The sequence below is a fragment of the Streptomyces sp. NBC_00341 genome (assembly GCF_041435055.1).
In the GTDB taxonomy this organism is placed as follows: Bacteria; Actinomycetota; Actinomycetes; order Streptomycetales; family Streptomycetaceae; genus Streptomyces.
In genome coordinates this window covers 5,144,779-5,159,120 of record NZ_CP108002.1, presented here as the reverse complement: position 1 = coordinate 5,159,120, position 14,342 = coordinate 5,144,779, and the positions used below count along the sequence as shown (strand labels likewise).

Below are 14,342 nucleotides of genomic sequence, written 5' to 3'. Positions count from 1 at the left end.
TTCGGCGACCCCGGAGGCTGGCTGAGGGCTCTCCCGCAATGCATCACAGCCCTGGTACCTCATTCGCCTGTTTCGCCGTCGATGAGCTCGCGCCCGACGTCGAGTTGACCGACGTGGCGGGCGTACTCCTGGAGCAGGTGGAAGAGGATTCGCCCGAGCGAGGGTGCTTGGTCGGGCGTCTTGAAGCGGCCCCCGAGGTGCGCCTTGTCACTCAAGGTCGCGGTGCCGGTGGCGGAGTTCGCAGCGATCACCTCCGCTTGATAGGTGGCCATGACCTGCGCGGCGGAAGTGTCGGCGGCGACCGCCCACTCCTCGGCGTCTCCACCGGCTGGATAGGCGACGACGTCCTCGGCACCAAACCCCCATCGCAACCACCGGCGTTCGACCCAGCCGAGGTGCTGGACCAGGCCGAGCGGCGACCAGCCAAGCGGTTCAACGGGCGTACGGAGCTGGTTGTCGGACAGACCGGCGAGCTTTCGCATGAGCGCTTCGCGGTACCACTCCAGGTAGCCGAGGAGCAGTTCATGGGCGTCGGATACGTCAACGGCAGGGCCGTCAAGGGGTGCGGGAACCTGTTCTGGAGGCTGCTGCATCCAGCGAACGTAGCGCGAACGGAGGGTCTCGCCCTCGGCCGTCCAGGCACCGGGCCGCCCGGGTCGTCGGGTGAGTAGCGCACCGGGACTTCACCGCCCACGGGAAGCCGCCCGACTCCCGATGTTCTGGACTGGAACGTGTGCCGCACACCCTGCGCGTCAACGAATTCGACCACCGGGAAGCGGCCCCCACCACCCGGGCCGGTTGACGCGGGTGGCGGACCACCCGGCCCCCGACACGTGCGCCCTCGCGTTTGAGGCGGCGCTGAACGAAAGCCTCGCGTATGCCGAAGCAGAGCGCGAGGAACCCTGCTACCAGCAACATCACAACCATCACTGCCACCTCTCCTGGTGCGGGGCTGGGGTGGGCTGGGGTCAGCCCCGCCGGCGCATGCCGTGCTGATGCCGCAGACGATGGATCTCCCACCACGCCAGTGCCGTCACCGATGCCGGGCCGCCGAAGGCAGCCAGCAGCTCCAGACCCGGCGGTAGAGCGCCTGCGGCCCGGCTGACCAGGGCGAACACCCAGACCGCGGCGCACGTGGTCACCGCCGGAAGCGCCGGATGGGCGGCGGAGAGGCTGAAGCCGTTGCGGACCGCCGGTCCGGAGGCGAAGCACACGAAGTAGACGATCCACCAGAACGGCGATCGATGCGTCCTTCGGGGCGAGAGGGAAGGACGCGGCGGGCGGTACGGCGGGCGGACCGGGCAACCTCGTAGGAGAGCACCAGCGGCAGTGTCAGCCACCACATGCACGGCACCATCAGCACCCATGCGACAGGGCGCAGGCTCTCGGGGCGTCGTCCCTCCATCAGCTCGAGGAATGGCGGCCAGTCGTCGCACGCAGCCGACGCCACAACGGCGTGTACGGCTGTGGTGTGGTGTCCGGACGTCTTGAGGGGCGGGGAGGGTAGGGCGGAGGCGGAGGCAGTCGCGGACTGCGTAAGTCAGGTGCCATCTCAGTCCCTTTCACTGCGTGTGGGGGGAAAGTCCCTTTCGCTGTGTGGGGCAAAAGACGCGACCTGCACGCGCGCGGTTCCGGCACACCCCGCCTCGACCGGCGCGTCTCGGTCAGGGGGTGGACCGCAGCGGCGGCGCCTGCCACGTCATCCCCGGGGGCTGGAGCAGGGGCGAGGGCTCGGGGCCGGGGTCGTCGGTGTCGACGACCCCGGCCGCCGCGCGGTCGAAGTCGGCGGGCCAGCGGGTGTGCTCGCTGGCCACGGCGCCGGTCAGGCGTGCTTCGACAAGGTTGGCGGTGCTCAGGTCGGTGCCGCGCAAGTCGGCCATGCGGAGATCGGCGCGTTGGAAGACCGCGCCGTGGGCGACGGCCTTGCGCAGGTTCGCCTCGCGCAGGTCGGTCTCGGTGAAGTCGGCGTCACGCAAGTCGGTTTCGACCAGCTTCGCGCCCCGCAGGTCGGCCAGGACGCAGCGAGCCCGGCGGAGAATCGCAGTCGTGAGGTCGGCGTGCCGCAGGTTGACCGAGACCAGGGAGGCCTGGGTCAGATTGGCGTGGTACAGACCTGCGGCCTCCAGGCACGCGCGGTCGAAGTTGACCTCGGGGAACCAGAGTCCGTCGCAGTCGGCCCGGCGCAGGTCGGTGATGCTGAGATTGACCCAGGACTGCTCCCGGTGCCGGCACAGCACGCCGAGCGCGGTCAGCGCCACCTGGGCGTCGGCGGCGCGAGTCTCCAACGGCGCGATGTCGTTGATGGGCACGTCCGCCGCCGGGGATTCCGGCCCGGCGGGCGGCCAGGGCAGGTGCGTACGCAGATACGCGGCCTGGATGGAGATGATGGCCTCCCGGTCGCGGGCGGACTGCTCGGCGATCCGCCACAGCGCGTGCAACCCGCCGATGCGCACATCCAGCTTGTCGCTGCCGAGCTGGTCGACGGCCCGGCTGAATCGGTCGGTGACGTAGCCCTCCTGGGTGGCGCGCAAACCGTCCTGGCTGACCCGCAGTTGCCGCCAGGTGGCATACGCGCCGAAGAGCACGACCAGGCCGCCGACCACCTGCAGAAGCGTCGTACGGACATCGTTCACCGCCTTCAGCCGATCCTGTGCCGCGACGCTCGCCCCGGCGAGATCGTGGTCGACCACCACACCCGGCAGCAGGACGAACACTGTGCCCAGAACGACCAGCCCCGCCGCCCCGGCCAGCAGAGCCAAGGCCGTACGACGCCTGCCCGGCCCGTCGCGCAATGCCCGCCGCCCGCGGTCCGGTTCCCCCAACCCCATCCCCGTCCCCATGGGCACAGGAGCCTAGGGTCCACTTAGTAGACGATCAAGACCACCTCCTCGTCAGAGGCCGGTGCTCTACTTTTCCGCATGGATACGCCTGACCCGTTGGGCCCGCGGGCAATGCTCTGCGCATTGCGGGACTTCTGTGCCGAGCAAGTCGACGCGGAGGTCACCGCACGGATCGTCGAGCTCGCCCGGCCGGGCTTCGCCCTGACCCCGGCCGGGCCCGGCGAGGCGGCGGGGAACAGCCGTTTCGGCGGCAGGGCGTTGCTTGAGCCCGGCATGCGCTGGCCGACCTGCGAGGGCTTCCCGATGAGCCTGCACGCCGTCCTGGATACCGATCCGCTCGCCCCCTGGCTCGACAGTCTCTTCCCGCCGGGGACCGGCCTGCTCAACTTCTTCTACCTCGACACCCAGACCGAACAGACCCACCCCGACGCCTGGGGACCGTACGAGAAGTACGGCTTCGGCGCCGAGCGGGCGTTGGGCTGTGTGCTCGCGGCTCGGTCCGCACACGCCGTCGAGGTGGACCCGCCCGTCCGCGCCGGCGTGTTCGAGCCGATCCCATGGGCGGCGACCTACGGGCTGCTCCTCCCCCACGCCTTCGATCCCGTCTGGGGGACCGTGGACCTCGGGCCGGAGCTCGATGAGAAGACCTGCGGCGGCAGCTTCGTCTTCCTGGAGGAGATATTCCCCCGCTGGTCCGACCGGCCGCCCGGCGTGACCGGTCCGCCCGGCCCCGGTGACCGGGTGGACCTCGCCTTCGGCCGGCATCAGGGCACTACGGGCAACGGGCCGAACCTGCCTGCCGGTGCCGACCCGAACGACTTCCACCACCTGCTCCAACTGACCGGCAACGACCAGTGGCACATGGGCGGTGACGGCGGCACTCTGCACTGGGCGATGTCCACCGCGGCGCTGCACGTCGGCGACTTCGGCCAGGCCGTCCCCACCCCGGACCTGTCCTGACCGGGCGGAGATCATTCTGTTGGGAGTTCTCAGGGCCGCCCGAGGGCGCGGACGGTCCAGCCCGCTTCGCGCCAGGCGGCGGCATCCAGGGTGCCTCGGCCGTCGATGACCTTCGGGCTCGCGGCGCGGGTGGCGAGGTGGTGGGGGTCCACGTGGCCGAACTGTGCCCATTCCGTCAGGTGCAGCAGCAGGTCCGCGTCCTGGACCGCGGCGATCGGGTCGTCGATGTAGTCGAGCTGCGGGTGGGATTTGCGGGCGCTGTCGAGGGCCTTGGGGTCGCTGACGGTGACGGTGGCGCCGAGTTCCTGGAGCCTGTGGGCGACGGCGAGCGCGGGTGAGTCGCGGATGTCGTCGGTGTTCGGCTTGAAGGCGGCGCCCCAGACGGTGATCCGCTTGCCAACGAGGTGGCCGTCGAGTTGTTCGCGGGCGAGGTCGACCATGCGTTCGCGGCGCCGGTTGTTGATCGCGTCGACCTCGCGCAGGAACGTCAGGGCCTGGTCGGCCCCGAGCTCACCGGCGCGGGCCATGAAGCCGCGGATGTCCTTGGGGAGGCAGCCGCCGCCGAAGCCGAGACCGGGTCGCATGCCGCGGCGGCCGATGCGGACATCGTGGCCGAGGATGTCCGCCAGCTGGTGGACGTCGGCGCCCGCTGTCTCGCAGACCTCGGCCATCGCGTTGATGAAGGAGATCTTCGTGGCGAGGAAGGAGTTCGCGGAGGCCTTCGCGAGTTCGGCGGTGGCCCAGTCGGTGACGATCGTCGGCGTCCCCGCCTCGATGATCCTTCCGAAGCACTGCCGCAGGACGGCTTCGGCCCAGGAGTGTTCGGCGTCGAAGCCGAGGACGAGCCGGTCGGGGTGGAGGGTGTCCTCGACGGCGGACGACTCGCGCAGGAACTCCGGATTCCAGGCGACCTCGATCTTCTCGCCCGCCGGGGCCGACTCCTTCAGGATCTCCGCGACGCGCGGTGCCGTGCCGACCGGGACGGTCGACTTGACCGCGACCACGGCCGGGCTGAGCAGGTGCGGGGCGAGCCCGCGGACGGCGCTGAAGAGGTGGGTGAGGTCGTAGGCGTTCTCTCCGGCCCGCTGCGGGGTGCCGACGCCGATGAAGTGCAGTGCGCCGTGGGCGGCGGCTTCGGCGTAGGAGGCGGTGAACCTCAGGCGGCCCGAGGCGGTGTGCTTGGCCAGCAGGTCGTCCAGGTCGCGTTCGAAGAACGGGGCCTTGCCGGAGTTGAGGAGGTGGACCTTGTCCTTGTCGGTGTCCATGCCGAGCACGTCGTGCCCGAGTTCGGCCATGCAGGCCGCGTGAGTCGCTCCGAGGTAGCCGCAGCCGATGACGGTGAGTTTCACGAGCAGGTGCCTTTCAGGTGGGCCCCCGGGCGGCCAGGTACGGCGGCGGCCGCCGTCGGAAGGGAGTTGTCCGGTTCCGGCGGCGACCGTGGCCCGGACCCTCATCACAACGGCCGGCGGTGGTCGCGGGGAGGGCTCACAGGGGGGCTCACAACTCGCGTGCGCGGTTCGTCGCGAGCGGGAGGCAATACCCTCGGTGACCCGACACACGGGAATCGCGTACGGACCGCAATGCTCCGCCCCCGTCGCGTACTCCACTGAACGTGCTCCGCCGATGCGGAGCCCGTCCGTCCGAGGCCTCGTGTGCGCAACGCTCCAGTGACTGGTCAGGGGGGACGTCGTGGCATCGACCGTCCGCCGGAGCCGTCCGCCCAACGCGGATCTGGCCCGGCTCATCGAAGGCTGCGGTGCGAGCCACAAGTCCCTGGCCCACCGGATCAACCAGCTCGCCCGGCAGGCCGGGACCGCCACCGGCTACTCGCACACCTCGGTCGCGAACTGGTGCCGACGCGGGATGACCCCGAAGTGGCCGGTCCCCGAGCTCCTCGCCCAGGCGATCGGCGAACGGCTGGGGCGGTCCGTCGGCCTTGCCGAAATCGGTATGGCCGATGCGCGGACACCGGACGCGAACGTGGGGTTGGATTTCCCGCGGGACCCCGCTGACGCCGTCCGCGTCGCCACTTCGTTCTGGAGCTCCGTGAACCGCCGCGACTTCCTCGCCACGGGCGCATCCGGCTTCGCCGTGTCCGCGTTCGCCGCCCCGGTCACCCGCTGGCTCGTCACTCCCGCCGACGAGACCGCCGGCCACCGGGGCGGCGGGCAGGTCGGGCGCGCGGACCTCGACGAGCTGCGCGAGGCCGCCGACGACGCCCGGCGGTGGGACTCCAGATACGGCGGCGGGAACTGGAAGGCGAACTCGGTCACCACCTGCCTCCAGGAGCGGGCGGCCCCACTGCTGCGGGGGTCCTTCGCCGACGGGGTCGGCCGCGAGCTGTTCTCCGTCACCGCGGAGCTGTCCCGGCTGGCCGGGTGGACGGCGTTCGACGTCGGGCAACACGACGTCGCCCAGCGGCACTTCATCCAGGCGCTCCGCCTCGCCCGCGCGGGCGGTGACGTCCAGCTGGGCTGCTACGTCCTGACCACGATGGCCATGCAGTCGCTGCTGCGCGGCTTCGCGGGCGAGGCCGTCGACATGGCCCAGGGCGCCTTCGAGCGGGCGAAGGGCCGGGCTGTTCCCCGGGTGCTGGCCTTCACCAAGCTGATCGAGGCCCGCGCCCACGCCCGCGAGAACGACCCCAAGGCCGCCTCCCGGGCGCTGGCCGCCTCCGAAGGGCTGCTGGAACAGTCGAAGGACGCCGGCGGCGACGAGCCCGCGTGGATCGACTTCTACCACCACGCCCGCCTGTCCGCGGATGCCACCGAGGTGTTCCGCGACCTGAAGAACCCCAAGGCCGCCCTCGCCTGGAACCAGCGCGCCGCAGCCATGCCGCCGGGCGTCTTCACCCGCTCGGTCGGCATGCGCCTGGCCATCGTGGGGACCGCCCACCTCCAGGCCCGCGACCTCGGCCTCGGCCTGGAACTGGGCAACCGGTCCGTCGACATCCTCGCCCGCGTCCGGTCCAGCCGGGCCCTGGACTACGTACGCGAGTTCAGCACCGCGCTGGCCCCCTGGCGCCGCGAGCCGGCCGTGCGCGACTTCATCCACCGCACCCGCACGGAACTCGCCATCGGCGGGCCGCGGTAGGGCGGCGGCGCCCCGCTCCCGTCAGGGCCGGTCCAGGCCCCACGTCTGGAGGGTGTAGGGGCGCCCCTTCTCCTCGCCCTCGATCAGGGGGATGTCGAGCAGGCTGAAGCCCGCCCGGGTGGCGACCCCGACGCTGGCGGCGTTGTCGGCCTCCAGCTCCAGGATCACCTGGTCCGCGCCCAGCTCCTCGAAGGCGTACCCCGCCATCAGCCGTACCGCCCGTGCGGCCAGGCCGTGGCCGCGGTGGGCGGGGCCGACGGCGTACCCCAACTCCGTGCCCTCCGGGGCGCGTCGCAGCATCACCTCGCCGAGCGGGGCGCCGCCGTCCACGGTGATCGCGAGCAGGATGGTCGAGCCCTCCTCCCGCAGCTGCCGGGCCTTGTCCAGGCGGGCCCGGGAGGCCTTCTCGTCGAAGGGCGAGACGATCGGGGTCCAGTGCGCGATGTCGGCGTGGTCGAACAGATCCGGCATCGCGGCCAGGTCGGCCTCCGTCCAGTCGCGCAGGACGAGGCCCTCCCCCGTCAGCTCGATCCGGGCGGGGAAGGGTGACGTGTTGCTGGTCATGGTGCGGGGCCTCCCTGGCCTGTCGGGACCGAGCAGGATATCCGGGCCGTCGCTGCCAGTCGCCGTGATCGAGCAACCCGGCCGTCCCTACCAGGCGCCGTGATCGAGCAACCCGGCCGTCCCTACCAGGCGCCGTGATCGAGCAACCCGGCCGTCCCTACCAGGCGCCGTGATCGAGCATCCCCAGCACCAGGACGGCCACCGCCGTGGCGAGGAACACGATCCCGCCCACGATGTTGCGGGAGCCCACCCGCAGGTGGGCGAAGATCGCGCCGATGAAATAGAGGATGAGGCCGATGGCGGCGAGGGTGCCCAGGACCGGGACGACGAGTCCGGCCGCCAGCCCCACCGTGCCCGCCGCGAGCAGCGACCCCAGCACCGGCACCCACTTGCGGTCGATGCCCTTCATGTCCGCCTGGGTCTTGGGGTAGTCGTGGCCGATCAGATAGGTGACGGCGGCGGCGCCGTTGAAGACCACGCCGAGGATGGTGAGGGTGAGGTATGCAGCGGACACGAGTGCTCCGATTCAAGGGGTAGTCACATGGCCCGGCTCCCCTGCGGGAGGCCGTTTCCCTGAACGACGAAACGGGTGGGCCCAGTTGTGACATCCGCGTCGGACGGGCGGTGCGCACCCCGGTCGGCGTCAGCCCAGCGCGTCCTCGATCATCGCCGCCCACTGCGCCACCACGCGGCGGCGGCGGGCCGTGTCGTCGGTGAGGACGTTGGCCAGGCCCAGACCGCGTGCCATGTCCAGGAGGCCCTGGACCGTTTCGCGTACGCCGGGGCGGTTCTCGTCGGCGTGCAGGAGGCCGACGGCGATGCGGTGGGTCTCGCGGCCGACGCGGGCCTCCAGCTCGGTGACGCGGGGGCGGAGCTGCTCCTCGTTGGAGGCGGCGACCCAGAGCTGGAGGGCGGCGCGGAAGAGCGGCCCCGTGTAGAGGTCGACGAGGGCGGCGACGACCGCCGCGCGGTCCTGGTCGGGCAGGGCGCGCAGGGCGGCGGAGCGTTCCTCCGCGACGTACTCGACGGCTGCGGTGAACAGGTCCTCGCGGGTGGGGAAGTGGTGCTGGGCGGCGCCGCGCGAGACCCCGGCGCGTTCCGCGACGACGGAGACGGTGGAGCCCGCCCAGCCGTGTTCGGCCAGGCAGGAGACCGCGGCTTCCAGGAGCCGCATGCGGGTGGCCCGGCTGCGGTCCTGCTTGGGGCCCGGACTCCTGCCCTGCGTCACCACACCCATGCGGGATCCCGTCGTTCGAGGAAGGCCGTCATCCCCTCGCGGGCCTCCTCGGAGGCGAAGAGTGCCGCGGAGCGGGCGATGAGGTCTTCCGCGTGCTGGTCGAAACTCTCCAGCACACTAGCCGTGACCAGCTCCTTCGATGCCCGCAGCCCCTGCGGGGAGGCCCGGCGCAGCCCGTCGAGCACAGGGGCCAGCGCCTCGTCCACGTCGTCGGCGGCGGCCAGCGTGACGAGGGAGATCCGGGCGGCCTCCGCAGCGTCGAAGCGTTCGCCGGTGAGGTAGTAGCGGGTGGCGGCGCGCGGGTCGACGCGGGGCAGCAGGGGCATCGAGATGACGGCGGGGGCGAGGCCGAGACGGGACTCGGTGAGCGCGAAGGAGGCGGCAGGTCCGGCCGCCGAGATGTCGCAGGCGCCGAGCAGCCCCAGCCCGCCCGCCCGGACGTGACCGGTGACCCGGCCCACCACCGGTTTGGGCAGCGCGACGATCTGCCGCAGCAGCGCGACGAAGGCCGCCGGGTCCGCGGGGGCGGTCAGGTCGGCGCCCGCGCAGAAGGTGTTGCCGGTGTGGGTGAGGACGACGGCTCGTACGGTGTCGTCGGCCGCGCACGCGGCGAGCGCGGCCGAGAGCTCGCCGACCAGCCGCGCGGAGAGCGCGTTGCGGTTGGCCGGTGAGTCCAGGGTGAGGGTGGTGATGCCGCGCTCGTGCGTGGGGGCGGCCAGCGTCATGGGGTCTTCTCCGGGGTGTCGGGGGCGGTACGGCTCTTCTCGCGGTCGCGCAGTTCGCGGCGCAGGATCTTGCCGGACACGGCGCGCGGTACGGCGTCGATGAACTCGACCTGCCGGATCTTCTTGTACGGGGCGACGCGCTCGGTGACGTACGCCATGACGTCGTCCGCCGTGAGGTCGACGGGGGCGACGGTTGGCCTGCGGACCAGGAAGGCCTTGGGGATCTCGTTGCCGTCGGCGTCGTACACGCCGATGACGGCGGCGTCGGCTATGGAGGCGTGGCCGAGCAGCAGCGCTTCGAGTTCGGCGGGGGCGACCTGGTAGCCCTTGTACTTGATGAGTTCCTTGACCCGGTCGACGACGAACAGCCAGCCGTCCTCGTCCACCCGCCCGATGTCCCCGGTGTGCAGCCAGCCGTCGGCGTCGATCATCGCGGCGGTGGCGTCGGGGCGGCCGAGATAGCCCTTCATCACCTGCGGGCCGCGGATCAGGATCTCGCCGTCGGTGCCCGTTCCGGCGTCCTCGCCGGGGGCGTCGAGGGAGACGATGCGCATCTCGGTGTTGGGCAGCAGGGTGCCGACGGCCCCGGGCGGCGGGTTCTCGGCGGCCAGCGGGACGACGTGGGTGCCGGGCGACAGCTCCGTCATCCCGTACGCCTGGCGCAGGGGCGGCAGGCCGAGTCTGCGCGAGCAGGCGGCGGCGAGTTCGGCGTCCAGCGGGGCGGCGGAGCTGACGATGTACTCGATGGAGGACAGGTCGTAGCGGTCGACGACCGGGTGCTTCGCGAGGGCCAGCACGATCGGCGGGGCCACGTAGAGGCCGGTGATGCGGTGTTTCTCGATCGCGGTCAGGAACTGGGGGAGGTCGAAGCGCGGCAGGACGACGACGGTGGCGCCGGTCCGCAGCGGTGCGTTCATCAGGGCGGTGAGCCCGTAGATGTGGAAGAAGGGGAGCACGGCCAGGATGCGGGCGTCGGTACCCATGGGGACGAAGGGGCGCAGCTGTTCCAGGTTGGTGGCCATGGAGCGGTGGGTGAGCATGACGCCCTTGGGGACGCCGGTGGTGCCGGAGGAGTACGGCAGCGCGGCGATGTCCTCGGCCGGGTCGATGGTGACCATCGGTTCGGGGGCGGTGGTGGTGAGCATGTCGAGGACGGAGGTGTGCCCTTCGGCATGGTCGCAGACGAAGATCTCCTCGATGCCGCCGACGAGTTCGGCCGCGCGGCGGGCGGTGTTCAGGAGCGGGGAGACGGTGACGATCCAGCGTGCGGAGGAGTCGCGGAGCTGCCCCGCGAATTCCTCGGCCGTGGCGAGCGGGTGGGCGGTGGTGACGGTGGCCCCGGCCCGGGTGGCGCCGAAGAAGACGGCCGGGTAGGCGATGGTGTTGGGGCTGTGCAGGGCGAGTACGTCGCCCTTGACGAGTCCGGCGTCGGCCAGCCCCGCGGCGATCTTCCGGTGGAAGGAGTCGAGCTGCCGGTAAGTGAGCCGGCGGCTGTCGTCCGTGCCGTCGATCAGGGCGACCCGGTCGCCGAACTCCGCGGCGGCCTGGCCCAGCACCGCGTCGTGGATGGCCGTGTCGAGTGGCTGGACGTCGGGGTAGTCGCTCCGGAACACGTGCGCCATGACGGGAGTCCCTTCGATGCGGATGGCGGGGCGGCCACGGAGTTCGGTGACCGGGTCGCCCCGTACGACGCGTGGCGAGGTGTCGTGCGGCGCCGGGGCCGGGACCGCCCGCCCCCTGGGGAGGAGGTGGGTTGGGTCCCGTACGGCGTGGAGGGACAGAATGGCGGCTGTCAGTACGACTTGGGGAGACCCAGGGACTGATGGGATACGTAGTTCAGGATCATTTCCCGGCTGACGGGCGCGATCCGGGCCACCCGGGACGCGGTGATCAGGGAGCCGAGGCCGTACTCGCGGGTGAGTCCGTTGCCGCCGAGGGTGTGCACGGCCTGGTCGACCGCCTTGACGCAGGCCTCGCCCGCCGCGTACTTCGCCATGTTCGCGGCCTCGCCCGCCCCGGCGTCGTCCCCGTCGTCGTAGAGCCGGGCGGCCTTCTGCATCATCAGCCGGGCCAGTTCCAGTTCGATGTGGGCCTGGGCGAGGGGGTGCGCGATGGCCTGGTGGGCGCCGATGGGCTCCTTCCACACCTGGCGGGTCTTCGCGTACTCGACGGCCCGGCCCAGCGCGTAGCGGCCCATTCCGATGCCGAAGGCGGCGGTCATGATGCGTTCCGGGTTGAGTCCGGCGAAGAGCTGGAGGAGACCCGCGTCCTCGTCCCCCACCAGTGCGTCGGCGGGCAGCCGTACGTCGTCCAGGACGAGTTCGAACTGCTTCTCCGGGGCCTGGAGTTCCATGTCGATCTGCGAGCGCTGGAAGCCGGGGGCCTCGCGCGGGACGATGAAGAGGCAGGGCTTGAGCCTGCCGGACCTGGCGTCCTCTGTGCGGCCGACGATGAGCGTGGCGTCGGCTATGTCGACACCGGAGACGAAGACCTTGCGGCCGGTGAGCACCCACTCCTCGCCGTCGCGGCGGGCGGTGGTGGTGATCCGGTGCGAGTTGGAACCGGCGTCCGGCTCGGTGATGCCGAAGGCCATGGTGAGGCTGCCGTCCGCGAGGCCCGGCAGCCACTGGCGTTTCTGCGCGTCGGTGCCGAAGCGGGCGATGACGGTGCCGCAGATGGCGGGCGACACGACCATCATGAGCAGCGGCGAACCCGCCGCCCCCAACTCCTCCAGGACGATGGACAGTTCGGCCATGCCGCTGCCTCCGCCGCCGTACTCCTCGGGGAGGTTCACCCCGAGGTAGCCGAGCTTGGCGGCCTCGGTCCACAGCTCGCGGGGGTGGGCCCCTTCGCGGACGACGGACGTCATGTAGTCACGCCCGTACCGCTTCCCGAGGGCGGCGACGGCTGCGCGCAGGGCCTGGTGCTCTTCGGTTTCGAGGACGGTGCTCATGCGGTCTCCTCAGCGGGGGCGGATGCGTCTTCCGTGACGACGGCGAGCAGTGCGCCGACCTCCACCTGGAGGCCGGGTGCGGCGTGGAGCGCGGTGAGGGTGCCGGAGGCGGGGGCGAGGATGCGGTGCTCCATCTTCATCGCCTCCAGCCAGATCAGCGGCTGCCCGGCCTCGACGGCGGATCCGGCCGCGAGTCCGTCGGCGAGACGGACGACGGTGCCGGGCATCGGGGCCAGCAGGGAGCCGGGTTCGGTGCGTTCTGCGGGGTCGGTGAAGCGGGGCAGGGCGGTGAAGGTGAACCCGCCGGACGGGGTGTCCACGTACACCCGGTCGTCCTCGACGCGGACGCCGAAGTGCCGGGTCACGCCGTCGATGTCGAGGGTGGCGCGGACGCGTCCGCCCTCGACGACGCGGACGCCCTCCGTGCCGACGGCCAGGCCGTCGCGGGTGGGACGGTAGGTGATCTCGTACTCACGGCCGTCCGGTTCGCTGCGGTAGCGCCGGAGCTGGGGCTGCGAGGGGAGGTTGCGCCACGCGCCGAAGCGCATGAACCCACCTGCGGTCCTGAGCGTGGCGTTGCGGGCCGCCTCGACGACGGCGGCCGCGGTCGCGGCCTGCCGTACGGACGTCTCGTCGAGCGCGGGTGTCAGGGCCGCCAGGTGGCGTTCGTAGAAGCCGGTGTCCAGGCGGGCCGCCAGGAAGTCCGGGTGGCGCAGGGAGCGGACGAGCAGCTCGCGGTTGGTGACCGGGCCGTGAATGCGGGCGCGTTCCAGGGCGCGGGCGAGGAGCCGTACGGCCTTGTTGCGGCTGGGGGCGTGGGCGATCACCTTGGCGATCATCGGGTCGTAGTGCACGCCGATGGTGTCGCCGTTGGTGTACCCGGTGTCCAGGCGCACACCGGGCTCGTCCGGCACCTCGAACGAGAGCAGTGCTCCGGTCTGTGGCTGCCAGTCGCGCGCCGGGTCCTCCGCATAGAGCCGGGCCTCGACGGCGTGCCCGATGGGCTGCGGGGGTTCGGCGGAGGGCAGCGGCTCGCCCTCCGCGACCCGCAGTTGCAGGGCGACGAGGTCCAGGCCGAACACCGCCTCGGTGACGGGGTGTTCGACCTGGAGGCGGGTGTTCATCTCCAGGAAGTACGGCCGCCCGTCCTCGGTGACCAGGAATTCGACGGTGCCCGCGCCCCGGTAGTCCACGGCCCGTGCGGCGGCCACGGCGGCGGCGTGCAGCCGGTCGCGCAGCCCGTCGTCCAGACCGGGTGCGGGGGCCTCCTCGATGACCTTCTGGTGGCGGCGCTGGAGCGAGCAGTCGCGGGTGCCGAGCGCCCAGACGCCGTCGTGCTCGTCGGCCATGATCTGGACCTCGACGTGCCGGCCGCGCTCCACGTACGGCTCCGCGAAGACCTCCCCGTCCCCGAAGGCGGACAGCGCCTCCGCCGCGGCGGCGGTCAGCTCGCCTTCCAGGTCGACCAGTTCGCGCACGATCCGCATGCCCCGGCCGCCGCCGCCGGAGGCCGCCTTGAGCAGCAGCGGCAGGTCCTCGGCGCGGGCCGCCGCCGGGTCGACGGGGGTCAGGAGCGGCACCCCGGCGGCGGCCATCAGCTCCTTGGCGCGGGTCTTGGACGCCATCAGCTCGATGGCCCTGACCGGCGGGCCGACCCAGGTCAGCCCCGCGTCCCGCACGGCGGCGGCGAACCCGGCGTTCTCGGAGAGGAAGCCGTACCCGGGGTGGACGGCGTCCGCGCCCGCCGCGAGGGCGGCGGCCACGACGAGATCGCCGCGCAGATACGTATCGGCGGGGGCGGCCCCCGGCAGCCGTACGGCGGTGTCGGCCTCCCGCACGTGCAGCGCGCCGGCGTCCGCGTCGGAGTACACGGCGACGGTGGCGATGCCGAGCGCACGGCAGGTGCGGAAGATCCGGCAGGCGATCTCGCCCCGGTTGGCGACAAGGAGGGTGCTGATCATGTCGGTTCC

The 14,342-nt window shown here is 71.9% G+C and carries 13 protein-coding genes; 2 read left to right on the top strand and 11 right to left on the bottom strand.

Features of this window, described 5'->3' with window-relative positions; translation table 11 throughout:
• Nucleotides 1–59: 59 nt before the first annotated feature.
• From OG892_RS23240 to OG892_RS23230, 3 genes are all read right to left on the bottom strand, one after another.
• On the bottom strand, nucleotides 60–593 hold the full coding sequence (locus OG892_RS23240) for a DinB family protein (RefSeq protein ID WP_371630187.1): 534 nt from the start codon (nucleotides 591–593) through the stop codon (nucleotides 60–62).
• Nucleotides 594–968: 375 nt separating this feature from the next.
• The gene (locus OG892_RS23235; RefSeq protein WP_371630186.1) at nucleotides 969–1,214 is read right to left on the bottom strand and encodes a hypothetical protein; all 246 of its coding nucleotides are present in this window, start codon (nucleotides 1,212–1,214) and stop codon (nucleotides 969–971) included.
• Nucleotides 1,215–1,664: 450 nt separating this feature from the next.
• Nucleotides 1,665–2,753, bottom strand: a complete 1,089-nt coding sequence (locus tag OG892_RS23230; RefSeq protein WP_371631672.1) for a pentapeptide repeat-containing protein — start codon at nucleotides 2,751–2,753, stop codon at nucleotides 1,665–1,667.
• Between the two features lie 165 nt (nucleotides 2,754–2,918).
• Between OG892_RS23230 and OG892_RS23225 the strand changes: the two genes are divergently transcribed.
• Nucleotides 2,919–3,800 carry a DUF1963 domain-containing protein gene (locus OG892_RS23225; RefSeq protein ID WP_371630185.1) on the top strand — a complete coding sequence of 294 codons (882 nt, stop codon included), beginning with the start codon at nucleotides 2,919–2,921 and terminating at the stop codon, nucleotides 3,798–3,800.
• 29 nt (nucleotides 3,801–3,829) lie between these two features.
• On the opposite strand, the gene OG892_RS23220 is transcribed toward OG892_RS23225, so the two are convergent.
• The gene (locus OG892_RS23220) at nucleotides 3,830–5,155 is read right to left on the bottom strand and encodes a UDP-glucose/GDP-mannose dehydrogenase family protein (RefSeq protein ID WP_371631671.1); all 1,326 of its coding nucleotides are present in this window, start codon (nucleotides 5,153–5,155) and stop codon (nucleotides 3,830–3,832) included.
• Between the two features lie 334 nt (nucleotides 5,156–5,489).
• Here OG892_RS23220 and OG892_RS23215 point away from each other — a divergent pair, with 334 nt between their 5' ends.
• Entirely contained in the window at nucleotides 5,490–6,893 is a 1,404-nt protein-coding gene (locus tag OG892_RS23215) for a sporulation protein (RefSeq protein ID WP_371630184.1), read from the top strand.
• Between the two features lie 21 nt (nucleotides 6,894–6,914).
• On the opposite strand, the gene OG892_RS23210 is transcribed toward OG892_RS23215, so the two are convergent.
• The 7 genes from OG892_RS23210 to OG892_RS23180 form a co-directional block, all read right to left on the bottom strand.
• The gene (locus OG892_RS23210) at nucleotides 6,915–7,457 is read right to left on the bottom strand and encodes a GNAT family N-acetyltransferase (protein ID WP_073732847.1); all 543 of its coding nucleotides are present in this window, start codon (nucleotides 7,455–7,457) and stop codon (nucleotides 6,915–6,917) included.
• Nucleotides 7,458–7,614: 157 nt separating this feature from the next.
• A complete protein-coding gene (locus OG892_RS23205) occupies nucleotides 7,615–7,971 on the bottom strand; it encodes a DoxX family protein (RefSeq protein WP_073732848.1) in 357 nt (118 codons plus the stop codon).
• A 129-nt stretch (nucleotides 7,972–8,100) separates the two neighbouring features.
• Nucleotides 8,101–8,694: a TetR/AcrR family transcriptional regulator gene (locus tag OG892_RS23200; protein ID WP_073732849.1), complete on the bottom strand. Its 594-nt coding sequence runs from the start codon at nucleotides 8,692–8,694 to the stop codon at nucleotides 8,101–8,103.
• The gene (locus tag OG892_RS23195) at nucleotides 8,682–9,419 is read right to left on the bottom strand and encodes an enoyl-CoA hydratase family protein (protein ID WP_371630183.1); all 738 of its coding nucleotides are present in this window, start codon (nucleotides 9,417–9,419) and stop codon (nucleotides 8,682–8,684) included. The genes OG892_RS23200 and OG892_RS23195 overlap by 13 nt, the downstream gene beginning before the upstream one ends.
• On the bottom strand, nucleotides 9,416–11,041 hold the full coding sequence (locus tag OG892_RS23190) for a 4-coumarate--CoA ligase family protein (protein WP_371630182.1): 1,626 nt from the start codon (nucleotides 11,039–11,041) through the stop codon (nucleotides 9,416–9,418). Before OG892_RS23190 ends, OG892_RS23195 begins: the two co-directional genes overlap by 4 nt.
• A 170-nt stretch (nucleotides 11,042–11,211) precedes the next feature.
• Nucleotides 11,212–12,372: an acyl-CoA dehydrogenase family protein gene (locus OG892_RS23185; RefSeq protein WP_073732852.1), complete on the bottom strand. Its 1,161-nt coding sequence runs from the start codon at nucleotides 12,370–12,372 to the stop codon at nucleotides 11,212–11,214.
• Nucleotides 12,369–14,333: a biotin carboxylase N-terminal domain-containing protein gene (locus tag OG892_RS23180; RefSeq protein ID WP_371630181.1), complete on the bottom strand. Its 1,965-nt coding sequence runs from the start codon at nucleotides 14,331–14,333 to the stop codon at nucleotides 12,369–12,371. The genes OG892_RS23185 and OG892_RS23180 overlap by 4 nt, the downstream gene beginning before the upstream one ends.
• Between the last annotated feature and the right edge of the window lie 9 nt (nucleotides 14,334–14,342).